Below are 19,423 nucleotides of genomic sequence, written 5' to 3' on the forward strand. Positions count from 1 at the left end.
CAGCCCCAAATTCTCGCCCGCATAAGCCGCACGTCCTCACTCACAACGCCTTCATCTCCGCAATATCCCGCGCCACCTGATCTGCCGAGTGATCAAACATCGCCTGCTCCTGCGCATCCAGGGGCAGTTCGATCACCCGAGCGATCCCCTCCTCTGCCAGCACACAGGGCACCCCCATGGCGATATCGGTGCGCCCATATTCACCTTCAAGAATCGCAACCGCCGGCAGAATGCGGTGCCGCCCATTACCGATCGCATCCACCATCTGTGCTATGGCCACGCCCGGCGCATCGCAAGCACTGCCGAGCTTTTTCAAGCCCAGAATCTCGCCGCCACCTTTACGTGTGCGCTCCACAATCCGCTCGATCTGCTCATCAGACAGGAAGTGCGACAACGGCACCGAGCCGATCTGGCAGTAGCGCATCAGCGGCACCATGCTGTCGCCATGCCCGCCCAGCACCAGCGCCGAGATATCCCGGGCAGAGAACCCCGTCTCCTCGGCAATGAAACACTTCATGCGCGCGGTATCCAGCACCCCGGCCTGGCCGAACACCCTGCCCCGCCCGAGCGGGCTGAGCGACCAGGCCCGATAGGTCAGCACATCGACCGGGTTCGACACCACCAGCACCGTCGCTGCCGGCGCATGACGATTGATGTCCTGCATGATGCCATCGAGAATTGGCAGGTTGATGCTCAAAACATCCTGGCGCGACTGGCCAGGCTTGCGCGGCACGCCCGCAGTGATCACCACCAGCTCCGAACCCTGCAGCATTTCGGCCTTGGACCCGCCGACAACCCGGGTATCAGAACCAGACTCGACCGCCGCCTGCCAGACGTCCAGCGCCTTGCCCTGCGCCATTTCACCCTGCACATCCATCAACACCAGTTCACGGCACAACTCATCCCGGGCGATGATCTGCGCCGCCGCCTCGCCGACCAGGCCGGCACCCACGATTGTCAGTTTGTTCACCAGACACCTCCCAGCGGCGCGCGCCACCAGGTACACGCCTGCGTATAGGAAGAAGTATTGCCCGCCGTGGCCAAAAGGCCACCGGAAGGCGATGCCTGGCTGTAGACACGACCACCTGCGCTTGACAGCGTCCCGTCGCACCGCGAATACTCTGGCCAGATTCATATAGATGACCAAATAACAAGGTGAATCGCTCCATGAACGCTCTGCCTAGCGATGCTCGTTTACCCGGCGCGGCACCTCCGTCCGTCGGCCTCAGCTCCATTCCTCCCAGCTCCGAATCTTCCCTCTCAGGGCAACAGCCTGCGAGCGGCAGTTTTTGGAACGCCGCTTTCTCTCCCGCGAAACCCTAGCTGCACCTGCAACTGTCCCCCTAGCTTGGCATTGCCCGTAGAGGCGCCTGCCACTCCAGCAAAATTCGAGTGCAGATCGAGCGCCAGCCCAACCGAGATTTGTTGAATGACTCCGTTAGATATACAGCTGTTACTGACTGCCTTGATCAGCGTCCTGGTGCTGGTGACGCTCATCGTGTCGCGCCTCAAGATGCACCCGCTGCTGGCCTTGCTGGTGGTGTCCATCGGGGTAGGTTTTGCCACCCGTATGGAGCCAGGCAGCATCGTCTCCCACCTGCTTACCGGCGCCGGAAAGACCCTGGGGGCCGTTGGGGTAGTGATCGCGCTTGGCGCAATGCTAGGCAAGATACTGGCGGACGCTGGCGTCACGGAGCAGGTTGCTGACGTCATCCTCAAGCGCACCTCGGACCGCATGATCCCGTGGGCGATGATGCTGGTTGCCTTTGTGATCGGCATCCCCATGTTCTTCGAGGTAGGCCTGGTGATCATGCTGCCGCTGATCTTCAGCGTGGCGCGCAAGCTGGAAGGCAAGGCTCGCTTCAAAGGCTCGGCGTACGTGTATGTAGGTGTGCCGGTGATTTCGGCGCTTGCCGCCATGCACGGCATGGTACCGCCGCACCCTGGCCCCTTGACCGCCATCGCCGTGCTCAAGACCTCGGTTGGGCCGACCATGCTCTATGGCTTCCTTGCGGCTGTGCCTGCAATGATCCTGGGCGGCCCGCTGTATGGCCTGTTCATTGCGCCGCGCATGAGCACGCGGCCCGACCAGGCGTTGCTGGACCAGTTCACCCTGACTGAAAAAGCCGACGACCAACCCCGCCCCGGCGTATTGATCGGCATGCTGGCCGCGTTGCTACCGGCGCTCCTGATGCTGGTGCACGCCGTGGCCGAGATGGTGCTGCCCAAGGGCAATGCGATGCTGGAAATGGCCAGCTTCCTGGGCAACCCGCTGATCGCCATGCTGCTGGGCGTGCTGTTCGCCGGTGCGAGCCTGGTGCTGGCGCGCGGCGGCGACGCCGAACAGCTGCGCGATGCGCTGGGCAAAAGCCTCAAGCCTATCGCCTCCATCATCATGATCATCGCCGGCGGTGGGGCGTTTCAGGAAATGCTGACCAGCGCCAAGGTTGGCGATGCCATTGTGCACCTCACCCAGCAGTCGGCCTTCCCGCCATTGCTGCTGGGGTGGCTGATCGCGATGTTGCTGTCGGTGTCTACCGGTTCCGCCACGGTGGGTATCGTAGGGGCTGCCGGCTTGCTGGCGCCGCTTGCAGGTGCAGACCCTAGCCTCAACCTGCCTTTGCTGGCCTTGTCCATCGGCTGCGGTTCGCTGTTCTTCAACTATGCCAACCATGCAGGATTCTGGATGGTGAAAGAGTCGTTCGGCATGACCATGGGCGAAGCGACCAAGACCATCTCGGTGGTGCAGTCCATCGTGGCGGTGGTTGGTTTGATCGTGGTGTTGGTGTTGAACGCGGCGATTACAGTGGGTTGAAGCGGATTTAGAAAGGGCCTGGCCGCCGTATTACTCCTGCATACTTTTCGTGAAGTGCGCGCCAGGCTGCCTGAAACCAGAGTACAACACCCGTGATCGCGCCGCCGACCCTGTGGGAGCTGGCTTGCCTGCGATGGGCTGCATAGCAGCCCCCTGCTGCCTCACAGTTTCTCTGCTACCAGGGCATAACACATGGGTATCTGCGCCTCTCCCTGCGTGTAGACGTCGTAAAGATCTTCCCGATTGGAATGCGCGTACTCCTTGAATGCGCAAAGCCTCAGCCCCGCGCCGATGACACCCATGAGCTGATCGCTCAGCCGGTGCATATGCCAGTAAGACTGCTGCCCATTCGCCTCACCCTTACCTTCGTAAACAATCGCGACGGACTCGACCAGCGGCTCGGTCTGGAAGTAGGAAGTGCTGATGCGCCAAGGGTCGCTGGCTTCGGGATCGAGCATTTCCAGAAACGGGTGCGTCTCGTATATCACCAACTTCCCGCCCGGTTTCAGCGTCCTGGCAACGTTGCTGAAGAACACACCAAGGTCAGGCATCCAGTTCACAACACCGATGGTGATCAAGGCGACATCGAAGCGTTCGTTGAACGTTGCCGGCAACTCGTGAATATCGGCCTCAACGAACTCGGGCGAGTACTGGGACCTCTCGGCCAGCTCATGCGCCTGCTTGAGAAATTCCGAAGACTGATCGACACCCACCACTTCCAATGCGCCAAGGGCAAACAGCGATAACGCTTCACGGCCATTGTTGCAGCCCAACTGGATAACGGCCTTGCCCGATACGCCCACCTGTTCCAGGTGTTCAGTCAGGGTCGAATCCAGGCAAGAAAAGCCTTTGTCCGCCACTGCATCGACAAGCCGCGCCCACTCAGCGCTGCGCCGGTGGTGGTCGGCGGAGGCATTCCAGGCGTCACGGTTTCTAGCGATGACATCCTTGTGCGAAATCATCTTGAACCTCAGCTTTGATTGTTGAGGGGTCTGACATTAGCAGCTGCGCCAGCGCTTGGCTGGCGGCAGCGGTGCCTTCTTCAATCGGCTGGATCGCGCACGTCGTTGGGATCGATCATCTTGCCGCATTGCTCACTGGCCAGCCGGCTGATGATCCGGATTGCCTGGTGAATACCTGCAGTGTTGCGGAAGCTCAGTTGAGGGTTGTGTTCGCACTCCAGCACTTCATCGTGCTGGACCAAGGCTTCGCCGAGCAGTTCGAGGGTCCAGGCGTAGCTTTGGATGGTGGATAAGCGTTCCTGGTCAGTCATGGGGCACCTGCCTGGGTTGGGAGGTGGGGCGAGCCAGGTCGCAGATCGGGTAGAAGCGGTGAGGTTTGGGGGCCGGCGCGGGGCGGCGGCGGAGAACGGATGCGAGGATCCTGATCGGATTTCTGGTGGTCATGCATGAGTTCCTTTCGTTGTGGAACTGCCACCGCTCGCGGCCAAGCAAGTTTAGGTGGCAGCAGTACGCGGGTTGGCCGACCGGGACGAAAGGAGCCCGGCACACCCGAAGGTGTCCCGCGCACCACCGCCATAACGCGACATCGCGGGCACAAAAAAAGCGCCTGCGATGAAGACTGGGCGCTGCTGCGCCTTTCGATTCCGACCGGCCAAGGTCGCATCGCCGATGCTTCGACGACTGGGGCAATTTATCCCTATGGGCCCGCTTGCGCAAGGGCGCGTGGGTTGTTCTGAGGCGAGACGTTTTGTAGGAAGAATGCGGGCCTTTATGTCCCTCAGGCGGGACAGATAAGCCTCAACGAGGTCGGCGGACGTCAGGGCTGTTTTTTAGGATTATCCCCAAGTGGCAAAATCATTATCTATAAAATTTTGAGTTTCTTCCCCGTAAACACTGGGCCAAACCGAAGCTCTGGAGATCAGTTATCTTAAAAGCTGCCGATTCTTAAATGGAAAATTGCGGGCTCGAAACCGAGCTGGTGAGGGGGGGAGCGACGGGAGGAGCCCAGGGTGTACAGTCCCAAAAACCTGCGGAAGCTGAGTATTCCTAGATTCCAGATAGCGAGGCGGCGGCGTGGATTTCGACCGTATGCCGGGAAGGTCAAACCACCTGCTTTCGGCAATTTGTTTCAGAAGGCGGCTGAAGTCTTCGCAATCATCCAGGCACAAAAAAGACCTGCATCGCTGCAAGCCTTGATATGTGGTGCGGAGACAGACGGACGGTTGCTGATCATAAGGGCCCGGTTTTCGCGGGGCTGGAATTTGGTGGATTTTATAACTTACCTCATAGGGTATCTATAAACAAATCAGCTCGTTTTAGTCTTCAATGGAATCGAACTGGGAATTCTTGGTTCCAGTGCGGGATACAACCACTCGCTTCAAATGCTAGACGAGCAGAAAACGACCAATAGCTCACAACCATCCAACCAATATAAGCCGTGGCCACCCTAGTTTACTCAGCTTTGCGGCTCCGCTCCTGCATGTTCATCCACGCCGAATACGTCACCATTAACCTATCCCACTCGGCGGAATGCTGATCTCGAAATATGCCCTAATTCCCCGTGGCCTGAAGACTGGTCATAAATCAGTATGATCCTGATTGGTAAGCACCAGTATTCGGGTTGAGCCAGACCTCGGCTATGTTCTGGCGTGCGAGTACCTCATCCGCTGCTGAACCAGCATATTGCCCTAACCTCTTACACCTAGAAATTCTAAAAATCCAATATGGTGATTGTCTCTTTCGCCAGAGTCAATTTGGCGCTTTTCCCACACTTCAACTTTTAGCTAATTGGACTGCTCGGCTCTCAAATTCGGAATTATGGAATTTCATGAACTCTGAGACCTCCCTATAATTGGAGGGAGTAATACTCCCTAAGTTTAGTGTTTTCCGAGCAAGCTTGAAATTTGTTAATATAAAACTATTAATTTCTGGAGATGCATCGAGCTCAAACCGACCACAGCGCTCCCTGAAAGTAATCAAAAAACCATCAAACAACTTATCTATATGACTAGCAAGGATTACTCCATTGCATCCATTTAAATGCTCACCGTCCGCACACTTCGCCCAAGGCTTTATGTGCGATGCTATCAACATTTCCGGCAAATCAATTCCAGTGATCGCGCAATTTTTATAACCCCACACACGCGTGACATTTTTTTTGAACTGCCCTTGACCGAGGCGACATAAAACCTCACGAACAATATTAGATTGAGACTTATTGCCTGCTGACGCACTAATTCTTTCGATATCAGTTTCTAGCTCATTTGCGTACTGACCACTAGCATCTATTAACTCCAGATAAAGCTCACTATAAACAAACGGAACATTGCTTAAGGAAGTAGTTTGACTACCGATGAAAGTATTGAACGTATGCCCTTCCGGCAGCATCTCTCGAGTTATTTCAACAGGGGGAACTAGGGGCACAAGAGGAGCAATAATATATTTTCTTCGCCCAACTTTATCGCTATTAACCTCCCGAATGTAAGTATAAGCACCATGATAATAGTATCGCTTGGGATTAGTGGCGGACCCGGATACAACCTGAATACTATCACCAACTGTAAGCTTAGTAGGCCTTGCCGAGTAGATTGCGACCCCATTAAACGGCCCAAACTCCACGAGCTCATCTTTATTGTATAAATGTCGCTCCATGATAAAGCCTTCTAATATATTGGAGGGGAAGCGCATTTGGCCATGCAAACTTTTACCAGCCCTTTATTAAGACATTGAAAAAACCCAAGTACAAAAACTTAGAAAACTTTTACCGCTCACACTTTTACAGAAGATCAAAAATTTTCTCCACACCTAAACCGCCAGCCAAAAAAACATGCGGAGAGCTACGTCAATAAAAGCACGCCGGCACCACGCACCATCAACCTCTCTTCTTTAGGGACACGTCCAAGTATTCCTTCATGTTCAATATCTCATTGAAATATGAGCCTCGAACCTCATCACTTTTGTCGACTGCAGAAGATAGTGTGAATGGGACAAAAGTTCGCATCGATTTTCCGAACCTCTCCAGTCTCTCCTTCTCCAGCCAGTCAGGAAACAGATAATAGTTGCTATCAATGAACTTATAAAAAAGATCAGTGGAAGTCTTATTATACCTTTCAATTTGCTCCCATAATTTCAAATCATGCTTCTTTAAATCTTCAAAACTCCACCCCATAGACACCATAGTATGTTTTATTGAAGGCATATAGTAAAAATCAAAAAAAACCGACTGCAAAGAACTTCTTATAGATCCTAACTCTTCCAACTGTCTCTTTGAAAGCTCACTCCTGAAAAAATCTTTGCTTTTATAGATGGCCGCCCACAGAGCTAGTAACAAACTACAAAGCCCAAAAAGGAACTGCCCAATTTTTGCAAGAAAATCTGCCCAAGATAGCAACTCTGGTGGCAACGACATAAATTACCCCCTATTTAAATTCGGTTTTCATGACTGAGCATCAACAATCAAAATTGGCAGAACCTTGAAACAATAAGTACATTCTAACACCCCCTCATTCAGGACTAGAAAAATCTTGCCACTTAACAAGTGTTTAGCCATCATTTATTCCAGCCTTATTGCAAAACCACTTGACTCTCAGTGGACAACGGATAATCGTTGACCGTAACGCCTCGAATATCACATGAATGCAACTTACGCACTTCCGAAGTAAGATTTAAGAGCCCAGTAAGCAAGTTGGCTTATCATGCTCTTCAAGGACATCGCTTTTATAACTACTCCACTGCTAGCGATAAACCCTCATGGGCTTTCAGCGTAAGCCCCAGCCATCTAATTATATCTCCACGCAACGACGAATAGAAAACATCAAACTTATGCCACTTACAACTTAAACCATACCACTCAAAACCGGAAGCTCAAACCATACAAACTCATACTATTGCTTGTCACGAGATTTTAGGTGCATTCCTCCCTGAACAACACCTAACCTCAACTACCAAATAGCCTCTTTTACCGCGCTGCTAAAATCTTGGATGTCTTCAGACTCAACAATATCTTCAAAGGGCCCCTCATGAAGCTTCAGTAATCTCGACCGGTCATTATCATCAACAAATGCTTCAGATATAGCCTTGCGTACGTCTTCTTTGAGATTAACAAACTCATTCCATTCATCTTCAAGCCTCTCATACCCTCGAATACTATACTGATATTCGTAATACGCACGATCAACACGCAGTAAACATACAGCTCTACGTTTCCAAAGCCCCTTTCCTGAACCTACGACTTTAACGTCAGTAATACCTGCACACTCAAGAACTTCACTCCAAGTATTTGCCTCGTTGAGAATCTTAATATGATCTTCCATAGGCAAAGCCCAGATGAATGTCACCACATGTCTAAATTGAACGGCGGCCTTCGCAATCTCGCGAGTATCCGGAGTAGCAATAGAAGCCAGCACTGCCGTCTTCAAATCCTCTAGACGCTCTGAGAAATCCTGGTATCGCTTCACTTCATTTGAGCGCTCTTTGCTCTCAAACAATAGTCGTTGAAACAAGTGAGCCCATTGAGCTGTCAAATTGTTACGAATATCCTCCAACCTGGCAAATGGAGTAATACTATTGTTTTGCACTCTATGACTCAAATAATTTATAAACTCAAAAATATATTTTGCAGTCTCATTCCTTTGAATTGATGGAAACTTAATCCTATCAATAACCTCCTTGTTGCTTTTGTTTTTTTCATAAACCAGATGGTCATGATATACCTTCTCGTCGACAAAAGCATAAATTGGAATTCCACTCTCAATCGCCTTCAAAACTTCAAGCTGCGTGATTGAGAACTTTGAGTCAGCAAGCTCAAACAAAGTTGAAGTACTACTTGTTTTTGCTAACACATCAAAATCGAGACATTCTAGAGCTGCATCCACAGCAGTCCCACCAAACCTTTGGCCCAAAATTAGGACCAAAACATCACAATTCACAACCTCATTAACACAGCTGACATGAGTATGAGAGCGCGGATCATATAATATGTCAGAATACTCACTCATGATTGGCTCATACCCATACATCGAGATGAAAGGTCGCAACTCCGACCTCAGCAGCCCCAGATCAAAACACGTTGACGAGATAAAAACTCGAGGTTTGGCCATCTTTTTCCTTGCCCATATAAACGACACACTGAACCTGATTGCAATTTGCCATCAAATTACTACTGAGTCCAGATAGCCTTGGCTTTAGATGAGAGGTAATGCCATAGACACCGATGTCATCAGGCCGGTGCAGGGTGATCTCACTGGCTTGCAGGGCCGGCGCGTTAACAGTGGAAGCAATGCATATAGCTAGACGCTCGAATGCCTGTGACCGATCACAGTACGCCTTGACCATGCCGTAATGACCACTGCCGAACATGTCCTCCAGCGCCTACGACCCTGCGTAACTGAATTGCCTGCCGTTACCGAAATTGCGGCGATCGCGTCTACCCACCAATACCATGTCGGTCACCCCATCTTCCGCCCTCCAGTCCTCGCCCCACGTCATCCCGCCAAGAATGCTGAGTGTTATCAGGGATCAAGGCCCCTGCGACCTGTGGGGATGTCCTTTAACGCGGGACTGGCGACTCCTTACGACCGGGAGCAAGGGCAACTCATGATCTGGCCTCCTGAGCACCGTTACCGGTGGGCGGGTGGAGGCAGCAATGGCTGACGAGACCAGCGCCTGAAGATCCTGAGCCGGGTGCAAGCAGCAATGCGATGACTGGGGCATGCCTGACTGTCAGTCAGGTGCAGTCCATTCCCTGGTCTGCGGCACCATCATCTACATCGCTGTTGCTGGTGACATCGGCGTTTGTCACGCCGATTGTCACGAGGGGGATTGCCGCAAAGCCTTGTGCGATCAGGGCTGCAGCAGTGGTAGAAGTGCCCGTCTCTTTCCAGAAGAAAGAGACGGGCACAGGTTGGCGCAATATTCGGCCAAGCGGATAGGTTGCTGCAGGGCAGCGAGGTACGGTGTGTCTGGCGCACAAGGGCCAAATGTGTAAGAGCATCCATCACATGGGTAGTGACCGGGCGAGCTGCCGGATGCTAATCGCCCTTGGGGAGAACCACCGCAGGAGCGGCGTGACCTTGAAGGTTCGGGTCACCTGGGGTGCTGTCATCGACAGCGCTTGCACGGCCAGTTCTACGCCTGTGGATAAACCCGGTCAAGGGCCGAAACTCAGTGCTCTTGGGGACGTGAAAAGCGCTTATCCATCGGTGGAATTCCGTGGTACCCCCGGACAACGTCGTGGCTTTTGCTTTTCAAAGTGAGGTCCATCCAAACAGGGCGGCTTTGCAGCCCTGTTTGGATGGACCTGCGTGAAAGCGCAGCCAGCGCCGATCTCGTAGGCTCACCCGCGATTGAATGCGCCATGACCATTTGGCAAGACTGTGACGTTGTCGCCTACCGGATGGGCAAACTCATGCGGGGTGACATGGCCCGATCTGTTGGCATCGATGTAGTTACTCCACCACGCCATGATCAACCGACGTTGCTCCAGAAACTGGGCCTTGTGGATGTACGCAGCGCGCACGCGGTTACGCTCCTGATGGCTCATCTGCCGCTCAATCGCCGCATCCGTCCAAAGCCCCGATTCGAGCAAGGCACTACAAGCCATGGTCCTTAAACCATGCCCGCACACGTCTTTGGTGGTGTCGTACCCCATATTGCGCAGCACCTGGTTAACCGTATTCTCCGACAAGGGTTTCCAGTACCTGTGGTCACCAGGCAACACGAGTTCAGAGAAGCGATTCAAGCTGCGCAGCCGTTCAAGGATCTCGATGACTTGAGGCGACAGCGGCACTATCTGAATGTCCCCACTCATCTTGGTCCCGCGTGTGGAATAGCGGACGCCTTCAATCGGCTTACGGGTATCGGGGATCTCCCACATCGCCCGTTGCAGGTCGAATTCATCCCACCGGGCGAAGCGCAGTTCGCTGGAGCGCACAAACACATGCAGCGTCAGCAGCACTGCAAGCCGGGTCAGCTCGCGACCGGTGTAGTTGTCGATCCGATCCAGCAGTTCAGGAAGGCGGTTTAGCGAGAGTGCAGGACGGTGCACGGTACGCGGCGCTTGAATCGAGCCGGCCAGATCGAGCGCCGGATTTTGAGTGATCTGCCGCGCCCGCTTCGCACCCCGCATGATCGTGGAGAGATAGTTCTGCACACGCAGCGCTACATCCATGGTGCCGCGATCCTTGATCCGCTGGGTGACCTCAAGGAGATCATGGGTGTCGAGTCCGGCGATAGGCCGCTGGCCGATTAGTGGAAACACATGGGTACGCAACTTGCTCAGCACCGTCTTGGCGTGCCCCTCAGTCCAGCGCCGGGACATTTCGACATGCCACTCCAAGGCGACAGTTTCAAAGAGAAGACTCGCCCGCTGGGCAGCAATCTTGGCCTTCTGCTTTTCTTCCATCGGATCAAGGTTATCGAGCAACAGTGCCTTGGCCTCATCGCGCTTGGTCCTCGCGACGGCCAACGAAACGATTGGGTACTTGCCGATAATCAGCGTGCCTTCCTTGCCGTTGGGTTTGAAATACCGTAACCGCCAAGTCTTCGAGCCACAGGGCGTGACGTACAGGTACATACCCCCGCCGTCGAACAGTTTGTAGGCGCGATCACGCGGTTTGGCCGTGCGGCATTTGAGGTCGCTGAGCGGAATGGCTAGGCGTGGCATAGGGGTACGTTCTCCATTCAGGAAAGACGCTGTACCCCAAAAATACCCCCGGTTATTGGGGATTTTGTTGGTTCCCGACGGAGGGTCGTGGAAATAAAAAACCGGCCAGAGGGCCGGTTTAGAGGGCTTCCAAAGCATTCAGCGGAATGCAGTGGAGCTGGATGTGGTGCCGGAGACAGGAATCGAACCTGCGACCTTCGCGTTACGAGTGCGCTGCTCTACCGACTGAGCTACACCGGCGTGTAGCGCAACGTACCACTGCCACACCCGTCGCGTAAACCCCTGTTTCCCCGGCCTTATTCCCCTCCCCTCAGGGCGCTTTGCAACCCTTCGGCGCGAGGTCTTCCTCGATATCGGTAGTGCAGGTCCAGCCAGTTGGCGAGCGCGTCAGGGCAAGGCTCTTTCCAACCACATTGGCCGGCGCATCAACCAGAGCGCATGCAATCGTGCCAATCCCGTCAGCCGCTTTGCTGCTCACCGCAATCGCACAGTTCGCCGTCGCCGGCTGGCCGCCCAGGTCGGCCACGTTGTTCACATCCTTGCCTTCGTTCAAGCGCACTTCCATCGCCGTTTTCAGCGCGCTGATTTCCAGCAACCCGGCCGCAGCCTTGGTGCGGGACTGGTGGTTGGTGTACATCGGGATGGCGATGGTCGCCAGAATGCCGATGATCGCGACGACGATCATCAGTTCGATCAGGGTGATACCGCGTTGCCCTTTCATGAACGATTTCCTTTTTGATACGTGTACTCGTGGAGGTCAGGCTCGCCCCCAGATGGCAGCGGCGCAGTAGGCCTGAACAGACACCTTTTGTCACCCCTGCCCGCCAGGGCGTCATCTTCGCTGAACTACTCTAGTGAGCATCACGGACGCACGCCCGCTCATGGACGCGGCAAGCTGTTTCCAGGCTTGTCGCACGAGCACAAAAGGACCTTTGCATGAACTCATCGACGCATCTTTATTCGTGGCGCGGCACTGATGCCAGTGGCGCCACGGTCAGCGGCCAGGTCAGCGGGCGCAGCCTGGCTTATGCACGGGCCGGCTTGCAGCGCCAGGGCATTCGCGTGGTCAGCCTGCGGGCGGCCGGCGGGTTTGAATGGCGTATGCCGAAGGCTCGGGAAAAGGCCGACCCGACGGGCTTCAGCCGCCAGCTGGCGACCTTGCTCAAGGCCGGGGTGCCGCTGTTGCAGGCCTTCGAAGTGATGGGCCGCAGTGGCTGCAGTACGGGGCAGGCAACCTTGCTGGATAAATTGAAACGGGATGTGGCCTCGGGCCTGGGGCTGGCCGATGCGCTGCAACGCCATCCGGCGTGGTTCGATGGGTTGTACTGCAACCTCATTCGTGTGGGCGAGCAAGCCGGCACGCTCGATCGGCAGCTGGAGCAGTTGGCGGGGATGCTGGAGCAACGCCAGCTACTGCGTAAAAGGGTGCGCAAGGCGATGCTCTACCCATTGCTGCTGTTGCTGACCGGTTTGGGGGTTTCGGCGATCTTGTTGCTGGAGGTGATTCCGCGCTTCGAAAGCCTGTTTGCCGGTTTCGATGCGGCGCTACCGGCCTTCACGCAGTGGGTGATCGACTTGTCCACAGGGCTGGGGCGCTATGCGCCGCTGCTGTTGATAACCGCAGTTGGCCTGGGATTCGCCTTTACCCGGCTGTATCAGAGGCATGCGCCAGCACGGCTGTGGATAACTGCACAGGCTTTGCGCCTTCCTGTATTCGGCAGGCTGTTGAGCCAGGCCGCCCTGGCGCGCTTCGCCCGCACCCTGGCCACGTCTTATGCTGCCGGGGTGCCGATGCTGGATGCGCTGGTCACCGTGGCCAAGGCTTGCGGCGACGATCTGCACGAACAGGCGGTGCAGCGCTTGCGCCAGGGCATGGCCAACGGGCAGGCGCTGAATCAGGCGATGGCCAACGAACCACTGTTTCCGCCATTGTTAGTGCAACTCACCGCCATTGGTGAATCCAGCGGCACGCTGGACCAGATGCTGGCGAAGTCCGCCAGCCATTACGAGGAACAGGTCAGCCAGGCGCTGGACCAGTTGACCAGCCTGCTGGAGCCGGCCATCGTGCTGATCCTGGGCTTGCTGGTCGGTGGCCTGGTGGTGGCGATGTACCTGCCGATCTTCCAGTTGGGTAGCTTGATCTGAACATGACTTCATGGACTTTGCTGGCCGAACAGCCGGCCTACTTCATCACGCTGGCGGCTGTGCTCGGCCTGCTGGTGGGCAGCTTCCTCAATGTGGTGGTGCATCGCCTGCCGATCATGCTCGAGCGCCAGTGGCAGCGTGAGGCGCAGGAGGTGCTGGGCTTGCCGACCACCGAGCACGAGCGCTTCAATCTGTCCCTCCCCGCTTCCCACTGCCCCCATTGCAACCACGCGATCCGCGCCTGGGAGAACATTCCCGTAATCAGTTACCTGGCGTTGCGTGGGCGCTGCTCGGCGTGCAAGCAGCCGATCAGTGCACGTTATCCGCTGGTCGAGGTGGCCTGTGCGCTGTTGTCGATGGCAGTGGCCTGGCATTCCGGCACAAGCACCGAGGCCCTGGCACTGCTGCTGCTGACCTGGAGCCTGCTGACGCTGAGTCTGATCGACCATGACCAGCAGCTATTGCCCGATGTGCTGGTGCTGCCGACGCTGTGGCTGGGCCTGATCGTCAATGCCTTCGACACTGTGGTGCCATTGCCCGATGCACTGTGGGGCGCAGTGGCCGGGTACCTGAGCCTGTGGTCGGTGTACTGGGTGTTCAAGCTGGTCACTGGCAAGGAAGGCATGGGCTATGGCGACTTCAAGCTGCTGGCGCTGATCGGGGCCTGGGGTGGCTGGCAGGTATTGCCGGTGACCTTGCTGCTGTCATCGGTGATCGGCGTGGTGGCGGGCCTGTGCCTGCTGCGCGTGCGCAGGCAGTCCGTCGGCACTGCCATACCCTTTGGCCCTTATCTGGCCATTGCGGGGTGGATTGCTGTGCTCTGGGGTGATGAAATATACGCCTCCTACCTGCAACTGTTTGGAATGTGATGACCACCAAGGCCTTCACCCCCTGGATTCTCGGGCTGACCGGCGGCATCGGCAGCGGCAAGAGCGCAGCCGCCGAACGCTTCGTCGAACTTGGCGTGCACCTGGTCGATGCCGATCAGGCGGCGCGCTGGGTGGTCGAACCCGGCCGCCCGGCACTGGCCAGCATCGTCGAGCGCTTCGGCCCCGGCGTGCTGCTGGACGATGGCCAGCTTGATCGCGCGGCCTTGCGCCAGCTGATCTTTGCCGACCCGGCGCAGCGCAAGTGGCTGGAACAACTGCTGCACCCGCTGATCGGGCAGGAGATCTTCAGTTACCTGGCCAAGGCCGAATCGCCCTATGCGGTGTACGTGTCGCCGCTGCTGATCGAGTCGGGCCAGCACCAGAAGGTCCAGCGCGTGCTGGTCATCGATGTGCCGCAAGAGTTGCAGGTGGCGCGCACCCTGGCACGTGACAACACCAGTGCCGAGCAGGTGCAGGCCATTCTCAAGGCCCAGCTGGGCCGGGAGGAGCGCTTGGGCCATGCCGACGATGTGGTGGTCAATGACGGCAACCTGGCCGCACTGCACGAGCAGATTGACCGCCTGCACCACTTTTACCTGACTTTACGAGGAGGCCAGCCATGAGCCAGCCATTGACCGTCGATTGCCCGACCTGTGGCGCACCTGTGGAATGGAACGAGAAAAACACGTTCCGGCCATTCTGTTCCGATCGCTGCAAGCTGATCGACCTGGGGGCCTGGGCGGCGGAGGAGCACAAGATTCCGGTGGCGCCGGATGCCGAGGATGAGCTGTTTTCCGGGGAGCTGGAGCCGCGGCACTAAACTGAGCACGGTCGTTGTAGGAGCGGCCTCGCCGGGGCGCCGGACCGGTCGGAAAGGGCCGCGAAGCGGCCCCGGCAATCTCTGCATGTGTGCTGAAATCCTGGGGCCGCTTCGCGACCCTTTCCGACCGGTCCGGCGCCCCGGCGAGGCCGCTCCTACAACGACCGCACACGTCGACTCAGCGCTCATCATCCTTCCACGGCGCCTGCAGATACCGGGTACGGTTGAATGTTTCCAGCCACTCCGGGCAAAACACCACCAGCGCACTGATCACCATGCCGTTGATGAACGCCTCCGGGAACATCATCAGCCACAGGTAGCCGATAAAATCGCTGAGCCACTCCGGCATCGCAAAGCGACCATCCAGCCATAACACCCCCAACGCCACCGGCACGCAAATCAGCACCGTCAGTGCAGCGGGGAAGAACCCTGAACAGAAGATGTAAACGAACAGGTTACGCGGCTGCGCCCGCTCGACCAGGATCGCGCACACTTCGGTGATCAGCACCGGCAACCCCACCAGCAGCAACCCGTTGACCCCGAGCGCCGCGAAGTCCTGCCGCCCCAGCGCCAGCAAGCCGAGCTGGGCGAAGAAGCCACCGAGCACTGCCAGTGGCCAGTCCAGCAACAAGGTCACCGCCGTCATGCCGATGAAGTGATACGACACGCCTGTATCGAAATCGCGCCTGACCAGCCATAGGGCAAACAGGCAGAACACCGTACCAAACAGCAGGTGCTGGCGGCGCCGGTCGGTCACCAGCTCGACCCAGCGCGTGCGGCTGGCGGCCCAGATCAGCAACGGCACGTAGCCAAGCCAACCTATGGCCAGGCTGGTTGTGGATAAAACCTGCGCGCTGATCACCCGAACAATGCCCCTGTCTGGCCTGTGGATAAAACTGAGTCTACATCGATTCTCGCCAACGCCCGCAGCGGTGGCCGACATTGGCCTGATTCCCACGCACAAACAGCATCTTACCGTCATCGATTAGCGGCTAAGCTTGTTCCCATGGATGACTCAGACTACCTGCGCCTGCTTACCATCCAGGCCGAACAAGCCAATGCCTTTCTATCCAACGCCCGCAAGTGGGAGCGGGAGCGGTGGGTGTGCCAGCGCCTGTTGCAGGGGCTGAACATCCCGTACCGCAGCGAGGACTTCACCCCGGCCGGCCAGGAGCCCCCGGATGTGCTGTTCCGCGATGCCGCCTTTGAAGTGTTTTTCGTGCTCGACGAAGGCCGCCGCCTCAACGACGAATGGCGTGAAGAGCTGCAGCGTCGGCGCAGTGCCTTTTCCCTGGCCCAGCTGGTGCGCCGCGAAGCCCGCCCCCGGCGCATCGCCGCCGCCGAGCTGCTGGGGCGCCTGGCGCCGACCTTGCGCAAGAAGGCGCACAACTACCGCGAGCGCGGGCTGGACCTGAGCGAGCTGGACATCATCGCCTTTGCCAGCCTCAAGCGCGAAGTGCTCGACCTCAACACCCACTTCCCGCCACCCACCGAATACCTGCGCCAGGGCTGGCGTTCGCTGTCGCTGGTCGGGCCGACCTTTGCCCGTGTACTGTTCGCCCACCCCGATGCACCGGACTTCCTGCGCGGTAACCTGGGGCGCAGCATCGTCTTCGACGTGGGGATCAGTCTTTGATCCAGTGCCGAGAGTCTTTGCGATGGCGTAAACTCGGCGCCAGGGATAGAAAGCATTATCATTTGTTTGAAGCGCTTGCATGAACGCTGTGGCGTTCGTGCAGTCACAAACGTCTACCTGACGAGGCCCACCATGACCAGCCGCCTGAACCCGGAAGATCAGCGTCGTGTCGATGAGTATCTGCGAGCCCCCCAGCACCAAGTCGAGCGCCGGCCATTTCGGCCCTGGCTGCTCCTTGCGCTGGTACTGGCCGTGACCATCGGGTTGGGTCTCATCAGCCGCCTGCTGAGTGGACTGGTGCTATGAGCTGCCTTGCGCTCGCCCTCCCCTCACGCAGTTTGCGGCCGGCCCTTGGGGCCACGAATTCCGTAAACCTTATGAGATATTCCCATGACTCATCGCATCGTGATTGTCGGCGGCGGCGCCGGCGGCCTGGAACTGGCGACCCGCCTGGGTAAAAGCCTGGGCAAGCGCAAGCAGGCCGAGATCACCCTGGTCGACGCCAACCTCACGCACATCTGGAAACCGCTGCTGCACGAAGTGGCCGCCGGCTCGCTGAACTCCTCGGAAGATGAACTGAACTACGTGGCCCAGGCCAAGTGGAACCATTTCAACTTCCAGCTGGGGCGCATGAGCGGCCTGGACCGTGAAGGCAAGCAAATCCAACTGGCCGCCACCCTTGATGAAGAGGGCCGCGAGCTGCTGCCTGCGCGCACCCTGGGCTACGACACCCTGGTGATCGCCGTCGGCTCCAACACCAACGACTTCGGCACCTTGGGCGCGGCGCAGCACTGCCTGTTCCTCGACACCCGCAAGCAGGCCGAGCGCTTCCACCAGCAGCTGCTGAACCACTACCTGCGTGCCCACGCTGGCGATGTGGCCAGCGAGCAGATCAGCGTGGCCATCGTCGGTGCCGGTGCTACCGGCGTGGAGCTGGCGGCAGAGCTGCACCACGCGGCCCACGAACTGGCGGCCTATGGCCTGGACCGCATCCAGCCCAAGGACATGCACATCACCATCATCGAGGCTGGCCCGCGCGTGTTGCCTGCGCTGCCGGAGCGCATCAGCGTGCCGGTGCACAAGACCCTGGAAAAACTCGGGGTCAAGGTGCTGACCAACGCCGCCGTCAGTGAAGTGACCGAAGATGGCCTGAAGACCAAAGACGGTGAAGTGATCCAGGCCAGCCTCAAGGTGTGGGCGGCGGGTATCCGTGCACCGGGGTTCCTCAAGGATATCGACGGCCTTGAAACCAACCGTATCAACCAGCTGGTGGTGCGCCCTACCCTGCAGACCACCCGCGACGACAACATCTTCGCCTTCGGTGACTGCGCTGCTTGCCCGCAACCGGGTAGCGACCGCAATGTGCCGCCACGGGCCCAGGCCGCGCACCAGCAGGCTTCAATGCTGGCGCAGAGCCTGAAGGCGCGATTGGAGAACAAGGAACTGCCGACTTACGAGTACAAGGACTACGGTTCGCTGGTGTCGCTGTCGCGCTTCTCGGCGGTGGGCAACCTGATGGGTAACCTGATGGGCAGCGTGAAGCTGGAGGGCTGGCTGGCGCGGATGTTCTACGTGTCGCTGTACCGCATGCACCAGATGGCGCTGTATGGGTTCTTCCGCACGGCCTTGATGATGCTGGGTAGCAAGATTGGTCGGGGCACAGAGCCGCGCCTGAAGCTGCACTGAGGATCGCCGGGGGCGCTTTGCGCCCCTTTCCGACCGGGGCGCCGGACCGGTCGGAAAGGCCTGCGAAGCAGGCCAAAGGATCTGGCAGGATAAATCGAGGCAAAGAAAAAGGGCATCTCATTTGAGATGCCCTTTTTACATGGTGGGTCGTGTAGGATTCGAACCTACGACCAATTGGTTAAAAGCCAACTGCTCTACCAACTGAGCTAACGACCCAAAAATGGTCGGGGTGAGGGGATTCGAACTCCTGACATCCTGCTCCCAAAGCAGGCGCGCTACCGGACTGCGCTACACCCCGGGTCTTTCAAAAAAAAGGGCATCTCATTGGAGATGCCCTTTTCTACATGGTGGGTCGTGTAGGATTCGAACCTACGACCAATTGGTTAAAAGCCAACTGCTCTACCAACTGAGCTAACGACCCGGAAAATGGTCGGGGTGAGGGGATTCGAACTCCTGACATCCTGCTCCCAAAGCAGGCGCGCTACCGGACTGCGCTACACCCCGAGATTGGCTCCGCGACCTGGACTCGAACCAGGGACCCAATGATTAACAGTCATTTGCTCTACCGACTGAGCTATCGCGGAACTGAACTTCGGTACAACTCCGAAGACTGTGTTCGCTTCGGACCCTTTAGCTTCTGCGCTTTCGCGTTGTCGCTGCTGAGGCCGGCTATTCTACATTCTTCGTTTTGCTTGTCAACCACTTTTTTTCATTCAACTTACTGATTTGTAAGTTGTTTTGCGGCCACCGATGTTGCTGGTGATTCGCTTAGTGCCTGACAACGCGGCGTATATTAGGGGCACTCGATTTATGATGCAAGCAAAAAA

The 19,423-nt window shown here is 57.0% G+C and carries 18 protein-coding genes and 6 tRNA genes; 8 read left to right on the forward strand and 16 right to left on the reverse strand.

Annotated features, from left to right (window positions below; all coding sequences use genetic code 11):
• Positions 1-40 precede the first annotated feature (40 nt).
• Positions 41-970 carry a malate dehydrogenase gene (locus BUQ73_RS22895; RefSeq protein ID WP_079229795.1) on the reverse strand — a complete coding sequence of 310 codons (930 nt, stop codon included), beginning with the start codon at positions 968-970 and terminating at the stop codon, positions 41-43.
• A gap of 459 nt (positions 971-1,429) precedes the next feature.
• Here BUQ73_RS22895 and BUQ73_RS22900 point away from each other — a divergent pair, with 459 nt between their 5' ends.
• Positions 1,430-2,815: a GntP family permease gene (locus BUQ73_RS22900; protein ID WP_079229796.1), complete on the forward strand. Its 1,386-nt coding sequence runs from the start codon at positions 1,430-1,432 to the stop codon at positions 2,813-2,815.
• A gap of 161 nt (positions 2,816-2,976) precedes the next feature.
• Here the strand turns inward: BUQ73_RS22900 and BUQ73_RS22905 are convergent, their stop codons facing one another.
• The 9 genes from BUQ73_RS22905 to BUQ73_RS22950 all read right to left on the reverse strand — a co-directional run bounded on the left by BUQ73_RS22905 (position 2,977) and on the right by BUQ73_RS22950 (position 12,161).
• Entirely contained in the window at positions 2,977-3,777 is an 801-nt protein-coding gene (locus BUQ73_RS22905) for a class I SAM-dependent methyltransferase (protein WP_079229797.1), read from the reverse strand.
• Between the two features lie 80 nt (positions 3,778-3,857).
• Positions 3,858-4,088 (reverse strand): hypothetical protein, encoded by a 231-nt coding sequence (locus BUQ73_RS22910; RefSeq protein ID WP_079229798.1) that lies wholly within the window; start codon positions 4,086-4,088, stop codon positions 3,858-3,860.
• A 1,462-nt stretch (positions 4,089-5,550) separates the two neighbouring features.
• Positions 5,551-6,429: an HNH endonuclease gene (locus BUQ73_RS22915; protein WP_202818627.1), complete on the reverse strand. Its 879-nt coding sequence runs from the start codon at positions 6,427-6,429 to the stop codon at positions 5,551-5,553.
• A 220-nt stretch (positions 6,430-6,649) separates the two neighbouring features.
• On the reverse strand, positions 6,650-7,186 hold the full coding sequence (locus BUQ73_RS22920; RefSeq protein WP_079229800.1) for a hypothetical protein: 537 nt from the start codon (positions 7,184-7,186) through the stop codon (positions 6,650-6,652).
• A gap of 532 nt (positions 7,187-7,718) precedes the next feature.
• Positions 7,719-8,876 (reverse strand): DUF4062 domain-containing protein, encoded by a 1,158-nt coding sequence (locus BUQ73_RS22925; protein ID WP_079229801.1) that lies wholly within the window; start codon positions 8,874-8,876, stop codon positions 7,719-7,721.
• On the reverse strand, positions 8,836-9,135 hold the full coding sequence (locus tag BUQ73_RS29050) for a hypothetical protein (protein ID WP_416171801.1): 300 nt from the start codon (positions 9,133-9,135) through the stop codon (positions 8,836-8,838). The genes BUQ73_RS22925 and BUQ73_RS29050 overlap by 41 nt, the downstream gene beginning before the upstream one ends.
• 976 nt (positions 9,136-10,111) lie before the next feature.
• On the reverse strand, positions 10,112-11,440 hold the full coding sequence (locus tag BUQ73_RS22940; protein WP_079229802.1) for a tyrosine-type recombinase/integrase: 1,329 nt from the start codon (positions 11,438-11,440) through the stop codon (positions 10,112-10,114).
• A gap of 164 nt (positions 11,441-11,604) precedes the next feature.
• Positions 11,605-11,680 (reverse strand) — tRNA-Thr (locus BUQ73_RS22945).
• Positions 11,681-11,750: 70 nt separating this feature from the next.
• Positions 11,751-12,161, reverse strand: a complete 411-nt coding sequence (locus tag BUQ73_RS22950; protein WP_079229803.1) for a pilin — start codon at positions 12,159-12,161, stop codon at positions 11,751-11,753.
• A gap of 215 nt (positions 12,162-12,376) precedes the next feature.
• Here BUQ73_RS22950 and BUQ73_RS22955 point away from each other — a divergent pair, with 215 nt between their 5' ends.
• The 4 genes from BUQ73_RS22955 to yacG are packed head-to-tail and all read left to right on the forward strand — an operon-like array spanning position 12,377 to position 15,274.
• Positions 12,377-13,585, forward strand: coding sequence for a type II secretion system F family protein (locus tag BUQ73_RS22955; protein ID WP_079229804.1), 1,209 nt, complete (start codon positions 12,377-12,379; stop codon positions 13,583-13,585).
• Between the two features lie 2 nt (positions 13,586-13,587).
• Positions 13,588-14,454, forward strand: a complete 867-nt coding sequence (locus BUQ73_RS22960) for a prepilin peptidase (protein ID WP_079229805.1) — start codon at positions 13,588-13,590, stop codon at positions 14,452-14,454.
• Positions 14,454-15,077 (forward strand): dephospho-CoA kinase, encoded by a 624-nt coding sequence (gene coaE, locus BUQ73_RS22965; RefSeq protein WP_079229806.1) that lies wholly within the window; start codon positions 14,454-14,456, stop codon positions 15,075-15,077. The genes BUQ73_RS22960 and coaE overlap by 1 nt, the downstream gene beginning before the upstream one ends.
• On the forward strand, positions 15,074-15,274 hold the full coding sequence (yacG, locus tag BUQ73_RS22970) for a DNA gyrase inhibitor YacG (RefSeq protein ID WP_027918234.1): 201 nt from the start codon (positions 15,074-15,076) through the stop codon (positions 15,272-15,274). The genes coaE and yacG overlap by 4 nt, the downstream gene beginning before the upstream one ends.
• A gap of 178 nt (positions 15,275-15,452) precedes the next feature.
• On the opposite strand, the gene BUQ73_RS22975 is transcribed toward yacG, so the two are convergent.
• Positions 15,453-16,136 (reverse strand): energy-coupling factor ABC transporter permease, encoded by a 684-nt coding sequence (locus BUQ73_RS22975; protein WP_079229807.1) that lies wholly within the window; start codon positions 16,134-16,136, stop codon positions 15,453-15,455.
• Positions 16,137-16,280: 144 nt separating this feature from the next.
• Between BUQ73_RS22975 and BUQ73_RS22980 the strand changes: the two genes are divergently transcribed.
• The 3 genes from BUQ73_RS22980 (at position 16,281) to BUQ73_RS22990 (ending at position 18,596) form a co-directional block, all read left to right on the forward strand.
• A complete protein-coding gene (locus BUQ73_RS22980; protein WP_027918232.1) occupies positions 16,281-16,910 on the forward strand; it encodes a DUF1780 domain-containing protein in 630 nt (209 codons plus the stop codon).
• Positions 16,911-17,042: 132 nt separating this feature from the next.
• Positions 17,043-17,216 carry a DUF3094 family protein gene (locus tag BUQ73_RS22985; RefSeq protein WP_003247547.1) on the forward strand — a complete coding sequence of 58 codons (174 nt, stop codon included), beginning with the start codon at positions 17,043-17,045 and terminating at the stop codon, positions 17,214-17,216.
• Positions 17,217-17,300: 84 nt separating this feature from the next.
• On the forward strand, positions 17,301-18,596 hold the full coding sequence (locus BUQ73_RS22990; protein WP_079229808.1) for an NAD(P)/FAD-dependent oxidoreductase: 1,296 nt from the start codon (positions 17,301-17,303) through the stop codon (positions 18,594-18,596).
• Positions 18,597-18,736: 140 nt separating this feature from the next.
• Here BUQ73_RS22990 and BUQ73_RS22995 read toward each other — a convergent pair.
• The 5 genes from BUQ73_RS22995 to BUQ73_RS23015 form a co-directional block, all read right to left on the reverse strand.
• Positions 18,737-18,812 (reverse strand) — tRNA-Lys (locus BUQ73_RS22995).
• A gap of 5 nt (positions 18,813-18,817) precedes the next feature.
• A tRNA-Pro gene (locus BUQ73_RS23000) sits at positions 18,818-18,894 on the reverse strand.
• A 47-nt stretch (positions 18,895-18,941) separates the two neighbouring features.
• Positions 18,942-19,017 (reverse strand) — tRNA-Lys (locus BUQ73_RS23005).
• Between the two features lie 6 nt (positions 19,018-19,023).
• Positions 19,024-19,100, reverse strand: a tRNA-Pro gene (locus BUQ73_RS23010).
• A 4-nt stretch (positions 19,101-19,104) separates the two neighbouring features.
• Positions 19,105-19,180 (reverse strand) — tRNA-Asn (locus tag BUQ73_RS23015).
• Between the last annotated feature and the right edge of the window lie 243 nt (positions 19,181-19,423).

This window comes from Pseudomonas putida (assembly GCF_002025705.1).
In the GTDB taxonomy this organism is placed as follows: Bacteria; Pseudomonadota; Gammaproteobacteria; order Pseudomonadales; family Pseudomonadaceae; genus Aquipseudomonas; species Aquipseudomonas putida_J.